The organism is Marinobacter sp. THAF197a, assembly GCF_009363275.1.
In the GTDB taxonomy this organism is placed as follows: domain Bacteria; phylum Pseudomonadota; class Gammaproteobacteria; order Pseudomonadales; family Oleiphilaceae; genus Marinobacter.
Genome location: NZ_CP045324.1, coordinates 3,439,826 through 3,454,739, shown reverse-complemented (window position 1 = coordinate 3,454,739; position 14,914 = coordinate 3,439,826). Strand labels below are relative to the sequence as shown.

The window sequence follows — 14,914 nt, the reverse complement described above, 5'->3', positions numbered from 1 at the left end:
AGCGTAACCGTTTTACCGCAGCGAACCGAGTAACATGCTAAAACTCCCGCCCCAGCCTGACAACTGTGAACTCTGCGAACGTGCCGTGCTCAAGCTCACCCGCCATCACCTTATACCCAAACACCTGCACCGCAAAAAGCGGTTTCAGAAACTGTTCAGCAAAGAGGAACTGATCACCCGCACCTTGTGGGTGTGCCGGCCATGCCATAACGCGATTCATCGGGCGCGTTCGGAGCGTGAGTTGGGGTTGCACTTCAACACGCGGGAACGGCTGCTGGAACTGGAGGAGGTGAGGGCGTTTGTGGAATGGATTCGGGATAAGCCGGCGGGGTTTGTGCCGAAGAAGGGGAGATGAACAGGCCCGCCGCAGCGGGCCTGGAAGCCTGTTGGCTTAGTTGCGGGTCATGAAGCCTACCTGAATGTCGGTAGCATCATCCGGCATGGTCATAAGAAGTGCGAACTGATCGTTGCTGGTGGCCAACTGCCAAATCTCGGTCACGACGGTCTCCCCGGCAAAGGAGAGCTCGGCTTTACCACTGGCATCAATTGCCCAAGAGCAAGCAGTTCCATCGTAGGAGCAGGTCTTGTCGCTGTTGATGACCAGAGCGTTATCAACCGTATTCTCGGTTGGCACGTTCACGTTGAAGGAACCAACGAAGCTTGCTTCAGTGATCGCTTTTGTTTTGCTCAGTGTCTCGATAGAAGCATCTTCGTCATCAGGCCCATATACTCGAGTGTTGGATTCAAAGACGCGGAAGGTTTCCGCGACTTCTTCGTCAAACTCGTTAGTTTCTGTGTAGGTCAGTTCACCGGTTTCGTCATTTACCTCCCAGGTGCTGATATAAACGCCAGCTTTCTGGGTGCTGCCGTCGTAGTCATCATTGTGGTAGTCAAAAGCCGTACCGTCGCTCTTGTGAACGAGAATGATGGTTTCATTCTCCGCTTCATTACGCGCAATAAAGGTTTTGCCAGCTACGGAAGCCGTTGAGACAGGGTTGGCTACTGGGATTCCGGCAGCAATACCTACATCCACCAAAGTGTCGGATGCGTTGAAGTCGAGGTAGATACCGATTTGCTTACCTTGGGCGGCCAGCAGATAAAGTGCATCGGTGCTGTTGTCCGAGCTATCGGAAACTTCCAATGCGCCGTTATCCGCAATGCTGGCGTTTTCAAAGCCAACATCGGACAGAAACTCTGCATTTAGCTCAGAATCGATGGTTACAATGTTGTGCTGAGTTTCGTTCAGGACGCTGTCGATTGAAGTCAACAGGTAAGACTGGGAGGCGCTGGTTGCTTCGTAGGGCTTGGTTGCGTAGAGCGTGACGGCACCGTCGTCGCTGTTGAAGATCATGTAGTAGGGAGCATCGGTTGGGCCAACGGCGCAAGCCGTGAAGGTTTCTGTTCCTTCTGAGTCGCTGAATGTCACCTCACCGTTGTTTACACTCCAGGTAGTCCCTGTTTTCTTCTCGATATCGCCCATGTCATTGTGGAATTCGATCAAGCTATCGCTCGGACCGAAACTCAACAGGTTGACTTCTTTATCGTCCTCTTCGAGTCTGATGTAGCCAAAAGTGTTGTCTTGGAGATGGCCTTTAGTGACTGGGGTAGTGCTTTCTCCGCAGCTGGTTACAGGCTTTTCTGCCGCCAAAGTCTCATTCAGGTGGCTTTCAGCCTTCTCGCGGGTAACGAGTTCTGTGGGTGCAACGGTGTTCTCGCTGGCGAGTGAGAGAATAACGTCTTTTGCTTCCTCCAGATCAACCGTGGCCACGTCTGTTGGGTTCTGGTTAGCGGCTTTTTCACGAGTAGCTGATGTGATGGTGATGCCGTTACCCGGAATGCCATCGTCGTCAAGAGTTTGCAGAACGCGGGCAATGTTTGCTGCTCGGTCAGGATTGTTGCCTGACAGCTCAATTGGAGTGATCAGCCCGCCAGCATTAACAGTTCCGAAATTCAGAGTGCCCAGGCGGAAGGTTACCGTATCACCATCGTCATAGCGGAACTCGCCGTTTTCGCTGGTCAGGCTTTTATAGCCCTTGCTGGTTTCATACTCAATGCCGCTTACAGCACTATCAACGAACCTGCCTGTCTCGGAGCCTGCTGAGACAGCAGTCTCAGTGTCCTGCTGCTGTCCATCTTGATCACTGCCAGAGGTTGAAGAGCCGGAGGATCCACCGCCGCATGCTGTTAATCCAGCGGTGAGAGAAGTTGCAAGAATAGCGAGCAAAAGTTTGTTTTTTTCAAACATCACTGTTTCCGTTGTCATTAGTCTTTGAGTGCGGCGCCAAGGTTTGGCGCCAGGAAACAGGAACATCGGGCAGGGGTGATGACGAGCAGCCTGAATCATCCCTGAACAACGTATCCTGCAGCCCAAATACGTCTAAATGGGCTACAGGAAAAGTTAGGCTGTTACTGATATATCAGCAATTTAAAAAATGTAAATAACTGTAAAATATAGTCTTTCGGATTGTTTGATTTTTGACAAGTCAATAGGCAGAAGAGGTATTTGATTTTATTGTTCCTATGGCAGAACAAAAAAAGCCGGATGACTGGCACATCCGGCTTTTGAAGGCAGTTCCAGCTAACGACTATATGCTTTCCCCTGCTTCATCGCCTCAAACTCATCCTCAAAGAAGAACTTCTCTTCCCCGAAGGCGGGCTCCAGCTCATGCAGCCAGGTAGCTGTCTCGCTGTACTTGGCAAAGAACGGGCGCTGTACCCAGTCCGGGTTGCGGCCCTGCAGGAAGCGCAGTACGAACACCTTTTCGCCTTTGATTTCTGTAATGCCCTGAACTTCCACCTTGCCGGGGCCGGCGCTCATGCTTGGGCCGCGGGCGGTGCGGGCCAGGCCGCTGACCTTTTTCATGGCTTCGCGGTAGATGTGGTAGGCCTCAGCCAGGGGCACTTCGAAGTAGTTCTTGGCGCCGGTGTCCCGCTCTACAAACATGTAGTAGGGGATGATGCCCAGCTTCACTTCTTTCTTCCAAAGCTTGGCCCAGTCATCGGCGTTGTCATTCACGTGTTTGATCAGCGGGCCTTGGGCGCGGATCTCGGCACCGGTGGCGCGGATGCGGCGGATGGCTTCTTCCGCGATGTCGGTGGTGATTTCCTGCCAGTGGTTGTAGTGGGCCATGATGGCCACGTGCTTGCCGCCATCAACCAGTTTGGCGAACAGTTCGATCAGCTCGTCGGCATCCTTGTCGGTCACGAAACGGTACGGCCAGAAGGTGAGGGCCTTGGTGCCAATGCGGATGGTCTGGATGTGGTCAAACTCGGGCTGCAGCAGCGGTTCCAGGTACTGCACCAGGTTCTTGGTCTTCATGACCATGGGGTCGCCACCGGTGACCAGCAGGTCGGTCACTTCGGTGTGCTCCTGCAGATAGCCGTGCAGTTTCTCGGCGTCGGTGCTGGCCATCTTCAGGTCCTTGTCACCGACAAACTGCGCCCAGCGGAAACAGAAGGTGCAGTAGCTGTGGCAGGTCTGGCCCTGGGACGGGAAGAACAGCACGGTTTCGCGGTACTTGTGCTGCACGCCGTCCAGCACCTCGCCGTCCAGTTCCGGCATGTTCATTTCCATCTGGCCCGCCGGGTGCGGGTTCAGTTCGTCCCGGATTTCCTTGGCCACGGCCTGAATTTCCTTCTTGTCGGCACCCTCGCGATGCAGTGCCGCCATTCGTTCGTAATGTTCGTCCTTGAGCATACCCTTTTGAGGGAATACGAGCTGATAGATGGGGTCGTTCGGTACCTTGTCCCAGTTGATCAGTTCGTTGATCACATATTCGTTGACCCGGAATGGCAGCACGCTGGCCACCACTTTCATTTCGAACAGGGTCTCTTCGGGGAGATTCTGGATCGCCTCAATTTTATCGAGCTGGCGGTCGGTAAAAACCTTGAACCGGCGTTCCTCGAATTCCTGAACCGGGATGCGGTTCGGAAAGGTGACGATGGAGTTCATAGATCGCCCTCTGATTAGGTGCCAAAGATAAAAGGAGGGGTAGTGACCTCCTTCACTGGTTAAAAAACGGGCAGGCAAGTATACATAAATCGAAATTCATTTTCAGGTCTAATTAATAATTCAGTGTTTGTGGGTTGAGTTCATCGTCTAAGTTCGCCGAATGTCGCTAATTTAAGGTGAAATAGCCCAAAAATCGGAGATTTTTTCAGTGTTGAGGTGTTTAGCAGGGCGATGCAATTCGTAAGTACCAATGCGCTCAGACATTGGTCTGATGCCTGGTTGTGAAAATTATCGAAACCGGACATTATTGCGTAACTAATCTAAATAAATTGGTTGCAACGACATTTCAAACGGCTGTTTGTTTGTTTTTCTGGCTTATTTTGTAGTAAAAGTACGAAAGTTTTGTGGTGCGGCGCACCCAGCACAGCCGGGGTCGGAAAAAATGGGGCCAAAAGCTCCGCCCGCAGCCCGGCCCGCGCGGCAGGAAAAATGTGAAAGCTGTTCTATGCTTGAGAGAGGTCAAACGCGCTATTAAGCATTTCTCGCAAGCTGATGTATCCACAATAAAACTGCAGGTTATCGCAGCATTTCAAGTTTGCACCGTGACAGGCTGCTGATCGTGGCCCACGAGGCACCTTTTGAGTCCAAGGGGAGGGTTTGATGTACCAGGATGATGATCCCATTGAAACCAGTGAATGGCTTGATGCGCTGGAATCTCTGATCGAGAACGAAGGCGTTGATCGGGCCAAATACATTCTAGAGCGCCTGTCTGAGCGCGCCAGCCGCGATGGCACCGCGCTGCCGTATTCCATCACCACGCCATTCCGCAACAGCATTCCGGTTGCCAAGCAGGCGCAGATGCCGGGCGACCTGTTCATGGAGCGGCGCATTCGCTCACTGATCCGCTGGAACGCCATGGCCATGGTGGTGCGGGCCAACAAGCGCCCGGGTGACCTGGGCGGCCATATTTCCACTTTCTCTTCTGCCGCCACATTGTATGACGTGGGCTTCAACTATTTCTTCCACGGTGGCGACGACAAGCGGGAATCAGACCTGGTGTACTTCCAGGGCCACGCGGCGCCGGGTATCTATGCGCGCTCCTTCCTGGAAGGCCGCTTTAGCGAAGAACAGCTCGACAAGTACCGGGAAGAGGTGGACGGCGAAGGCCTGTCCTCCTACCCGCACCCCTGGCTGATGCCGGATTACTGGCAGTTCCCCACGGTTTCCATGGGTCTGGGGCCGATTCAGGCCATCTACCAGGCCCACGTGATGAAGTACCTGCACAGCCGTGAGCTGACCGATATGGACAACCGCAAGGTGTGGGCGTTCATCGGTGACGGCGAGTGCGACGAGCCGGAAACCCTTGGCTCCATTTCCAAGGCCGGCCGCGAGAACCTGGATAACCTGATCTTCGTGGTTAACTGTAACCTGCAGCGCCTGGACGGCCCGGTGCGTGGTAACGGCAAGATCATCCAGGAACTCGAAGGCGTGTTCCGTGGTGCTGGCTGGAACGTGATCAAAGTCGTATGGGGTCGCCATTGGGACCCGCTCTACGCCAAAGACGAGAACGGCGCCATGCAGCGTGCCATGGATGAAATCTGCGACGGCGACCTGCAGAACTTCAGCTTCAAGGGCCCGGCTTACACCCGAAAGGAATTCTTCGGTCGTTACCCGGAGCTGGCGAAGCTGGTTGAGGACATGTCTGATGAAGAAATCAGCAAACTCAACCGTGGCGGCCATGATCCCTACAAAGTCTATGCCGCTTACCACAAGGCGGTGAACCAGGCCAACGGCAAGCCGACGGTCATTCTGGCTCATACCATTAAGGGCTACGGTTTTGGCGCGGCGGGCGAAGCCCAGAACACCGCGCACTCCCTGAAGAAGCTGGATATAGACACCCTGAAGGAATTCCGGGACCGTTTCGGCGTGCCCCTGAAAGACGACGAACTGGAAGAGGTGCCTTACTACCGCCCGGCGCCAGACAGCCCGGAACTGGTGTACATGAAAAAGCGCCGGCAGGATCTCGGTGGCTTCTATCCGAAGCGCAACAAGGACTGCCAGCCGCTGCAGATTCCGGAACTGGATATCTTCAAGCAGGTGCTGGAAGGCTCAGACGGCCGAGCCATCTCCACCACAATGGCGTTTGTGCGGATTCTGAGCGCACTGGTGAAAGACAAGCGCATCGGCAAACGCGTGGTGCCCATTGTGCCGGACGAAGCCCGTACCTTTGGTATGGAAGGCATGTTCCGTCAACTCGGTATCTACACCTCCGAAGGCCAGAAGTACGTGCCCCAGGATCGTGACCAGATCATGTACTACCGGGAAGACAAGAAAGGCCAGATCATGCAGGAGGGCATCAACGAAGCCGGTGCCATGGCTACCTGGATGGCCGCTGCCACGTCCTACAGCACCAACAGCTACCCGCTGATTCCGTTCTATGTGTTCTATTCCATGTTCGGCTTCCAGCGTGTGGGCGACCTGGCCTGGGCCTCCGGCGACATGCAGGCCCGCGGCTTCCTGATTGGCGGTACCGCCGGCCGTACCACCCTGAACGGTGAAGGCCTGCAGCACCAGGATGGCCACAGCCACGTACTGGCCAACACCATTCCGAACTGCAAGGCCTACGACCCGGCCTACGGTTACGAAATGGCCGTGGTGATTCGCCACGGTATGAAAGAAATGTTCGAAGACAACAAAAATGTCTTCTACTACCTGACCATCGAAAACGAAAACTACGAACAGCCTGCCATGCCGAAAGACTGCGAAGACGGCATCATCAAGGGCATGTACAAGTATGAATCGGTGGAAACCAAGGGCCGTAAGAAGAGCCCGAGGGTTCAGCTACTGGGTGCCGGCGCGATCATGAACGAGGTGCGCGAAGCCGCCCAGATGCTGAAGGACGACTGGGGCGTCGCCTCCGATGTGTGGAGCGTGACCAGCTTTAACGAACTGGCCCGTGACGGTCAGCACGTAGAGCGCTGGAACCACCTGCACCCGGACGACAAGCCGCGCCAGGCCTATGTTACCCAGTGCCTGGAGAAGGCCCAGGGGCCGGTGGTGTCTGCCACCGATTACATCAAGCTGCACTCCGAGCAGTTGCGGGCCTTTATCCCGAAAACCTTTATGACTTTGGGCACAGACGGTTTCGGCCGCAGCGACACCCGCGAGAAGCTGCGTAGCTTCTTTGAGGTGGACCGCTACTACATCACCGTCACCGCCCTGTCTGCCCTGGCCAAAGATGGTGAGATCAAGCTTGAACAGGTTCTCGAAGCCATGCGCAAGTACGGAATCGATCGCAACAAAACGAACCCGGTGCTGAGCTAAGGAGACCGCCATGAGTGAACAGGAAATCAAGGTTCCCGATCTCGGCGGTGCTGATGAAGTCGAGGTCATCGAAATCATCGTCAGTGCAGGGGACTCCGTTGAAGAAGAAGATCCGATTCTCACCGTAGAATCCGACAAAGCCTCCGTGGAACTGCCGGCGCCCGCCGCCGGCAAGATCACCAAAATCACCGTGAAGGTGGGTGACAAGGTCAAGGAAGGCGATGTGATCGGCATGATGGAAGGTGGTGCCGGCGGCTCTGACGACGACGGCAGCGACAAAGCCGACGAGCCCGAGCCGAAAGCAGAAAGTAAAACCGAGGCCAAATCCGAAGACAGCAAACCGGCGCCCAGGAAAAAATCCGGCGGCTCCCGCACCGAAGTGGTGAAGGTTCCGTCGCTGGATGGCTTTGACGACGTGCCGGTGATTGAAATCAACGTGGCGGAAGGCGACACCGTTGGCGAGGATGATCCGCTGGTCACCGTGGAGTCCGACAAGGCCACCATGGAAATTCCGTCGCCCTATGCCGGCAAGATCGGCAAGATTCTGGTGAAGGAAGGCGACAAACTTTCTGAAGGCGTTGACCTGCTGGAAATGACCATCGAAGAGGAGGGTGGCGACGAGGAAGAAACGTCAGATTCCGGTGAAAGCGCCAAGGCTGACAGCCAGGGCAGCAAGCCCGAAGCAAAAGCCGACAAACAGGAAGCCGCGCCCCAGCCCCAGGGTTCCACCTACGAGCCACCGGCGCCGGGCACCAAGGTGCATGCCGGCCCAGCCGTGCGCAAGCTGGCCCGGGAACTGGGTGCCGACCTCACGCGGGTGAAAGGTTCCGGCCCGAAAAGCCGCATCCTGAAAGACGACGTGCACGCCTATGTGAAGAGCCAGCTGCAACAGGCCCAGCAGGGCACGGGTGTGGCGACAGGTTCCGGCATTCCCGGTGTGAAGCTGCCGGACTTCAGCCAGTTTGGTGAAGTGGAGCGCGAAGGCATGTCCCGCATGATGGCGGCTACCGCCACCAACATGCAGCGCAGCTGGTTGAACGTGCCCCACGTCACCCAGTTCGACGATGCCGACATCACCGAGATGGAAGACTTCCGCAAGGCCCAGAAAGCGGCCGGCGAAAAGCGTGGCGTGAAAATGACCCCGCTGCCGTTCCTGCTCAAGGCCTGCGCCGCCGCGTTGGCGGAACTGCCTCAGTTCAACGTGTCCCTGGACATGGAGCGCAAAGAGGTGGTGCGCAAGAAGTACATCCACATCGGTATTGCGGTGGACACACCCCATGGCCTGATGGTGCCGGTGATCCGGGACGTTGATCAGAAAGGCCTGTGGGAACTGGCCGCCGAGAGCGCCGAACTGGCCCAGAAGGCGAGGGACAAGCAGCTGAAGCCGGCAGAAATGCAGGGCGCCTGTTTTACCATCACCAGCCTGGGTGGCATTGGCGGCACCGCGTTCACGCCCATCGTGAACACACCGGAAGTGGCCATCCTGGGTGTCTCCAAGGCATCCATGAAGCCCGTGTGGGACGGCAAGGCATTCCAGCCACGGCTGATGTTGCCGCTGTCGTTGTCTTACGACCACCGGGCGGTGAACGGGGCGGACGCAGCCCGGTTTACCAACCTGCTGACGCAGCTGTTGGGGGATATTCGTACCCTGCTGTTGTAATGCATGCCTGCTGCCGCCTCCGTTAGCGATGACGGGGGCGGCAGAAACTGGCAGGATGATGGTTTTCTGGTTCAGGGAAACCGTCATGGCCAACAAACCAAGCTTCAACTGGGAAGACCCCCTGCTGCTCGACCAGCAGCTCTCCGAAGACGAACGCATGGTGCGCGACAGCGCCCGGCAGTTCGCTGACAAGAAACTCCGCCCCCGTGTGGTGGAGGCTTTCCGTAACGAACACACCGATCCTGCTATCTTTCGCGAAATGGGCGAGAACGGCCTGCTGGGCGCCACCCTGCCGGAGCAATACGGCGGCAGTGGTCTCAATTATGTGAGTTATGGTTTGATCGCCCGTGAGATCGAGCGTGTGGATTCTGGTTATCGCTCCATGATGAGTGTGCAGTCCTCACTGGTGATGGTGCCCATCTACGAATTTGGTAACGAAGAAACCCGCCAGAAATACCTGCCCAGGCTGGCCTCCGGTGAATGGATTGGCTGCTTCGGCCTGACCGAGCCGGACTATGGTTCAGACCCCGGTGCCATGATTACCCGTGCCCGCAAAGTGGACGGCGGCTATCGCCTGACCGGCAGCAAGATGTGGATCACCAACAGCCCCATTGCGGATGTGTTTGTGGTCTGGGCCAAGGACGATGACGACAAGATTCGGGGCTTTGTGCTGGAGAAGGGCTGGCAGGGCCTGAGCGCCCCGGTCATTCACGGCAAGGTGGGCCTGCGGGCGTCGATCACCGGTGAAATCGTGATGGATAACGTCTTCGTGCCGGAAGAAAATGCCTTCCCCGATGTGCGCGGCCTGAAAGGCCCGTTCACCTGCCTGGACTCCGCCCGCTACGGCATTTCCTGGGGTGCCCTAGGTGCTGCAGAAGACTGCTGGCACACCGCTCGCCGGTATGTGCTGGACCGCCAACAATTCGGCCGGCCGCTGGCCGCCAACCAGCTGATCCAGAAAAAGCTGGCCGACATGCAAACGGACATCACCCTGGCCCTGCAGGGCAGCCTGCGCCTGGGCCGGATGAAAGATGAAGGCACGGCGGCGGTGGAGATAACCTCCATCATGAAGCGCAACTCCTGCGGCAAGGCACTCGAGGTAGCTCGCCTGGCCCGCGACATGCTCGGTGGCAATGGCATAAGTGACGAATTCGGTGTGGCCCGCCACCTGGTGAACCTGGAGGTGGTGAACACCTACGAAGGCACCCACGATGTCCACGCGTTGATTCTTGGCCGGGCTCAGACAGGGATTCAGGCTTTCTTCTGAGCCTGTCGCCTCGGCCAATGCCGAACCGATGCCAGCCATCCACTATCAGCCCCATGAACATTGAGAACAATGACATGAGGCTCCCATGAACCCGGCAAACTGGCTAATAGAGTTCCTCAGCAGCAGGTCAGGGCCTTGGCCGCTGGCCTGCTGCTGGTTTGATCAATTAGCAAAGAACATCCAATCGAAATAGTCGTGCAGATCCTGCATGGCAATGGCTTCAGAAGGCTGGGTAAGCTCGAACAGAACAGACTGGTCTTGGGCTATTTTCATGGTGTCACCTCATGGGGTTGCGACAGTAGAGGCCGGGCAGCGTTGCGGAGGCCGGCTTTGCAATCAGAACTTTGCATCAGTCGTGCCAAAGGTGCGGAAACGGCTAACTTGTTGAGTTTTCAGGGTTGGTGTGAAGCGCAATTCGGGGCAAGTGAGCGCAGTGATTCATGGCGGTGCAAACTGCACCAACCTGAAACGAAAAACCCCGGCCGAAGCCGGGGTAATTCTGAGTTAACTTCTAACAGGAAGGGTTAGAAGTTGTACTGCGCAGCGAACAGGATGCGGCTGGCATCACCGTCGGTACCGTCCACGTTTTCACGCTTCAGGAACTGGTACTCAACGCCCATCATGACGTTTTTGACCGGTGTCCACTGGTAGTTGGCCATAATGGCCTGGTTGCTTTCGCTTTGATCAGCAACTGCTGCTGCACCGAGATCACTCACCGCATCGTCCCAGTCAACCTCAACATAGCCGTAGCCAATGTTGATACTGCGGCCGCCGCCGAGGTTGATGCCGGCACCGATGGAGCCGCCGTAGCCGGAGAGGGTTTCAACGCTGCCGCTGCCATCAACGTAGGCACTGGCGGCACCGAAGTTTTCGCCAGAACGGTACAGGTAGCTGTTGGCACCGTCGGTATAGGTCAGCGTACCTTGCAGGGTGATCATGTCGGTCAGAGCCATCTTGGCGGCAACGAAGGTGGCGAAGCCAAATGCGTCGTCATCGATGGCACCAGTGTCATAGCCGACCTGATGGGCAAGCACTGCAGCACTGTAGGACAGACCACCCTGAGATTCCTCAAAGCGTGCAGTAATGGCCGGCATGCCGTCTTTTTTATCATCGGCGGCGTCGTCACCTGCAGGGTCAATCAAGCTGTTCTGCGGCTGCTCCAGTGAGAACGACAGCGGACCAGTGGTATAGCGAGCCTGGGCCACGCGGAATTGCAGGCCTGCCAAACCGGGCAGAGAGTCAAAATCCAGAGTTGAGGTATTGCCGACGAAGCTGTTGAAGTTAGACCAGGTCTGGCCCATCAACACGCCATTGTATTCACCAAACGCGTGGCGCAGGCGCAGGTTACCCGGGCGGAAGTCGCCCTCAACGGTAACGCTTACACCTTCCGGTGATACTGTCTTGAAACCGAGGCGGCTTTGAACCGCATCCGCGCCGAAATGGCCGTCAGGTGCGTTATCGTTGCCGGCAAGGTCTTCGAATGAGCCTGAGCGAGTGCTCAGTGCCTGATCGCTATCCACGTCGTAGCTGGCATTCATACGAGCGTAACCGTAAACGCTTACGTCGTAATCACCCGCACTGAAACTAACAGCACTTGCCTGGCCAGCTACGCCAAACACAGCCACTGCCGCCGTTGCACGGATTGCCATTCTTAACTTATTGCTTTGCATCGTTGTTGTCTCCACACGTTTATTGTTGCTGGACCCAAAAACAAGGTAGTTACGAATCTGTGACAATTCAAACATAATTGGTGGTTATTTAGACGAATGTCTATAGCTCGATGGTGCGGCAATGCTGGCATCCGGCCCTGCCAAATGGTCGTAATACCTCAGATGACAAAGAAACCTGCGCTTCTCAGTAACGAAACATTTGCTTTCCTTGATATCGAAACCACCGGTGGCAATCCGCAGCGAGACAGGATTACCGAGATCGGTATCCGGTTTTGGCGGGCCGGTGACGTGGTGGGGGAATGGCAGACCCTGCTGAACCCGGAAACGCGGATCTCCGGCTTTATCGAGCGCCTGACCGGTATCAGCAACGAGCTGGTGGCGGACGCTCCGCTATTCTCAGAGATTGCCGATGAGCTGGAAGAACAGTTGGCCGGCGTGATTTTTGTGGCTCACAACGCCCGCTTCGATTACGGCTTCATTAAGTCTGAATTCCGCAAACTGGGGCGAGCATTCAGCGCCCGGGTGTTGTGCACGGTCAGGCTGTCCCGGGCGCTCTATCCGGAACACAGCCGCCACAATATGGATGCCCTGATCAACCGCCACAACCTGCCGCAGGTGGAGCGTCATCGGGCCATGGGCGATGTTTCCGCCATGCTGGCGTTCTTCGAGCATGCTCTGGTTGAACATGACACCGACACAGTGAACCAGGCCATCCAGCGACTACTGCAACGCCAGAGCACGCCTTCTAACGTGCCGCCGGAGATCTTCGCGGAGTTGCCGCAGGGGCCGGGTGTTTACCGGTTTTATGGTGACAACGACGCGCTGCTGTACGTGGGCAAAAGCACCAACATTGCCCAGCGGGTGGCCTCACATTTCGCCGGAGATCATCAGTCTCCCCGGGGATTGCGCATGTCCGAAAGCCTGCGCCGGGTGGAGTTTACGGAAACCGCCGGTGAGCTGGGCGCTCTGTTGCTGGAACTGAAACAGATCAAAAGCCTGAACCCGCTCTATAACCGCCGCTCCCGTGCTGCTAAGAACCTGGTCAGCATCGCACTGACAACCAATAAAGAAGGCTATTTGCAGGCCGGACTGGCGCGAAAAGTGGTGCCGGACCAGCTCAGCGATTACTTCGGATTGTTCCGCAGCAAACGCGATGCGCTGGGCGCCATCCGCGGCATTGCCGGCAAGAACGACCTGTGCGGCAAACTGCTTGGGTTGGAGCCTGCCGGTGCCGGCCCATGCTTCCAGCGTAGCCTGGGCCGATGCAAAGGCGCCTGCGAAGGCGCGGAAGACCCCGCCCGCTACAACCTGAGAATGCAGATCGCCTTCCACAACCTGCGCCTGAAAACCTGGCCCTGGCCCGGGCCTGTTGCCCTGGTGGAAGATAACCGCGACACCGACCGCACCGATATTCTGGTTGTCTACAACTGGGTGCACATCGCCACCCTGAACAGCGAGGCGGAACTGAACGACTTTGAACCGGGGGCTGACCCCGTTACCTTTGATCTCGACTCCTACAAACTGCTGGTCAAAGCCCTGCTGGGCCGTGACAAAAAGCCGTATCGAATCATCGAACTACCACCTTTGACGCAACCGGCTGTTCTTATGCCGTGAGTGGCGTATTATGGGGGCATTCACCCTGTCACTTAGCAATGAGTCACTGAGAGAGATCCATGAACAGAGAACCTGTCTCCCGCGAACTGTTTGATGAAGTAATGGTGCCCAACTACGCCCCCGGTAACATCATCCCGGTACGAGGCGAGGGCTCCCGCGTGTGGGACCAGGAAGGGCGAGAGTTTGTGGATCTGCAGGGCGGCATTGCCGTCACCAGCCTCGGCCATTGCCACCCGGGCCTGGTGGGCGTGTTGCAGGAACAGGCCGAAAAAATCTGGCACCTGTCCAACGTCATGACCAACGAACCCGCGTTGCGTCTGGCCAAAACCCTGTGCGACCAGACCTTCGCAGAACGGGTATTCTTCGCCAACTCCGGCGCCGAAGCCAACGAAGCCGCCTTCAAACTGGCCCGTCGCTACGCCTGGGAACACTACGGCCCGGAGAAAAACGAAATCATCTCCTTCACCAACTCCTTCCACGGCCGCACCCTGTTCACCGTCAGCGTCGGTGGCCAGCCGAAATACCTGGAAGGCTTCGAACCGGCCCCCGGCGGCATCCACCACGCCGAATTCAATAACCTGGATTCTGTGAAAGCGCTGGTCTCCAAAGAAAAAACCTGCGCCATCGTGGTTGAGCCCATCCAGGGCGAAGGCGGCGTAATGCCCGCAGACCCCGAATTCCTCAAAGGCCTGCGCCAGCTCTGCGACGACAACAACGCCCTGCTGGTGTTTGACGAAGTACAAAGCGGCGTCGGCAGAACCGGCCACCTCTACGCGTATGAGATGTACAACGTAGTGCCCGACATCCTCACCAGCGCCAAAGGCCTGGGCGGCGGCTTCCCGGTAGCCGCCATGCTCACCACCGCCGAAGCCGCCAAAAGCCTCGGTGTAGGCACCCACGGCAGCACCTACGGCGGCAACGCCCTGGCCTGCGCCGTCGCCCAGAAAGTAATCGACACCGTCAGCCAGCCGGAAATCCTGAAAGGCGTCAAAGCCCGCTCCGAAAAACTGCGCAAAGGCATGATGGACATCGGCGAACGCTACGGCGTGTTTTCCGAAGTACGCGGCGCTGGTCTACTCTTGGGGTGTGTGCTGACCGAGAAGTGGCAGGGCAAAGCCAAAGACTTTCTCAACGCCGGCCTGGATGAGGGCGTGATGGTATTGGTCGCCGGTGCGAACGTGGTTCGTTTGGCGCCTTCGCTAATTATTCCGGAATCGGATATTGATGAAGCGCTGGAGCGTTTTGAGGCGGCAGTAAAGAAAGTCGTTTCATAAGAAGTTTTTTGACGGCTGCCACAAGAGTAGGCGCTGGGCCGGGAACCCTTTTCCGGAAATTTCGAAGGCCAAGGATGGCCTGAGAGAAGCGCACATGGATGTGCTCGTAGCGGTTTCCGGAAAAGGGTTCCCGGTGCAGTGCCGGTCGCCGAA

9 protein-coding genes are annotated in these 14,914 nt (G+C 56.8%); 6 read left to right on the top strand and 3 right to left on the bottom strand.

The annotated features are described in order from the left end of the window. The first annotated feature begins 34 nt into the window (after window positions 1-34). A complete protein-coding gene (locus FIV08_RS16055; protein WP_152439062.1) occupies window positions 35-355 on the top strand; it encodes a hypothetical protein in 321 nt (106 codons plus the stop codon). A gap of 36 nt (window positions 356-391) precedes the next feature. Here the strand turns inward: FIV08_RS16055 and FIV08_RS16050 are convergent, their stop codons facing one another. Both FIV08_RS16050 and FIV08_RS16045 read right to left on the bottom strand, forming a co-directional pair. Then, window positions 392-2,344 carry a hypothetical protein gene (locus FIV08_RS16050; protein WP_152439061.1) on the bottom strand — a complete coding sequence of 651 codons (1,953 nt, stop codon included), beginning with the start codon at window positions 2,342-2,344 and terminating at the stop codon, window positions 392-394. Window positions 2,345-2,578: 234 nt separating this feature from the next. Further along, window positions 2,579-3,952, bottom strand: a complete 1,374-nt coding sequence (locus FIV08_RS16045; RefSeq protein ID WP_152439060.1) for a KamA family radical SAM protein — start codon at window positions 3,950-3,952, stop codon at window positions 2,579-2,581. 660 nt (window positions 3,953-4,612) lie between these two features. On the opposite strand from FIV08_RS16045, the gene aceE reads away from it, so the two are divergent. From aceE to FIV08_RS16030, 3 genes are all read left to right on the top strand, one after another. Continuing rightward, on the top strand, window positions 4,613-7,276 hold the full coding sequence (gene aceE / locus FIV08_RS16040; RefSeq protein ID WP_061330614.1) for a pyruvate dehydrogenase (acetyl-transferring), homodimeric type: 2,664 nt from the start codon (window positions 4,613-4,615) through the stop codon (window positions 7,274-7,276). Between the two features lie 10 nt (window positions 7,277-7,286). Next, complete coding sequence (gene aceF / locus FIV08_RS16035; protein WP_152439059.1) at window positions 7,287-8,936, top strand: dihydrolipoyllysine-residue acetyltransferase; 1,650 nt, start codon at window positions 7,287-7,289, stop codon at window positions 8,934-8,936. 85 nt (window positions 8,937-9,021) lie between these two features. Then, window positions 9,022-10,203, top strand: coding sequence for an acyl-CoA dehydrogenase (locus FIV08_RS16030; protein WP_152439058.1), 1,182 nt, complete (start codon window positions 9,022-9,024; stop codon window positions 10,201-10,203). Window positions 10,204-10,727: 524 nt separating this feature from the next. Here FIV08_RS16030 and FIV08_RS16025 read toward each other — a convergent pair. Further along, window positions 10,728-11,873: a porin gene (locus tag FIV08_RS16025; RefSeq protein ID WP_172972289.1), complete on the bottom strand. Its 1,146-nt coding sequence runs from the start codon at window positions 11,871-11,873 to the stop codon at window positions 10,728-10,730. Between the two features lie 162 nt (window positions 11,874-12,035). Here FIV08_RS16025 and FIV08_RS16020 point away from each other — a divergent pair, with 162 nt between their 5' ends. Together FIV08_RS16020 and FIV08_RS16015 are read left to right on the top strand one after the other, a co-directional pair. Next, window positions 12,036-13,487, top strand: coding sequence for an exonuclease domain-containing protein (locus FIV08_RS16020; protein ID WP_152439057.1), 1,452 nt, complete (start codon window positions 12,036-12,038; stop codon window positions 13,485-13,487). Window positions 13,488-13,546: 59 nt separating this feature from the next. Further along, complete coding sequence (locus FIV08_RS16015; protein ID WP_152439056.1) at window positions 13,547-14,761, top strand: aspartate aminotransferase family protein; 1,215 nt, start codon at window positions 13,547-13,549, stop codon at window positions 14,759-14,761. The last annotated feature ends 153 nt before the right edge of the window (window positions 14,762-14,914 follow it).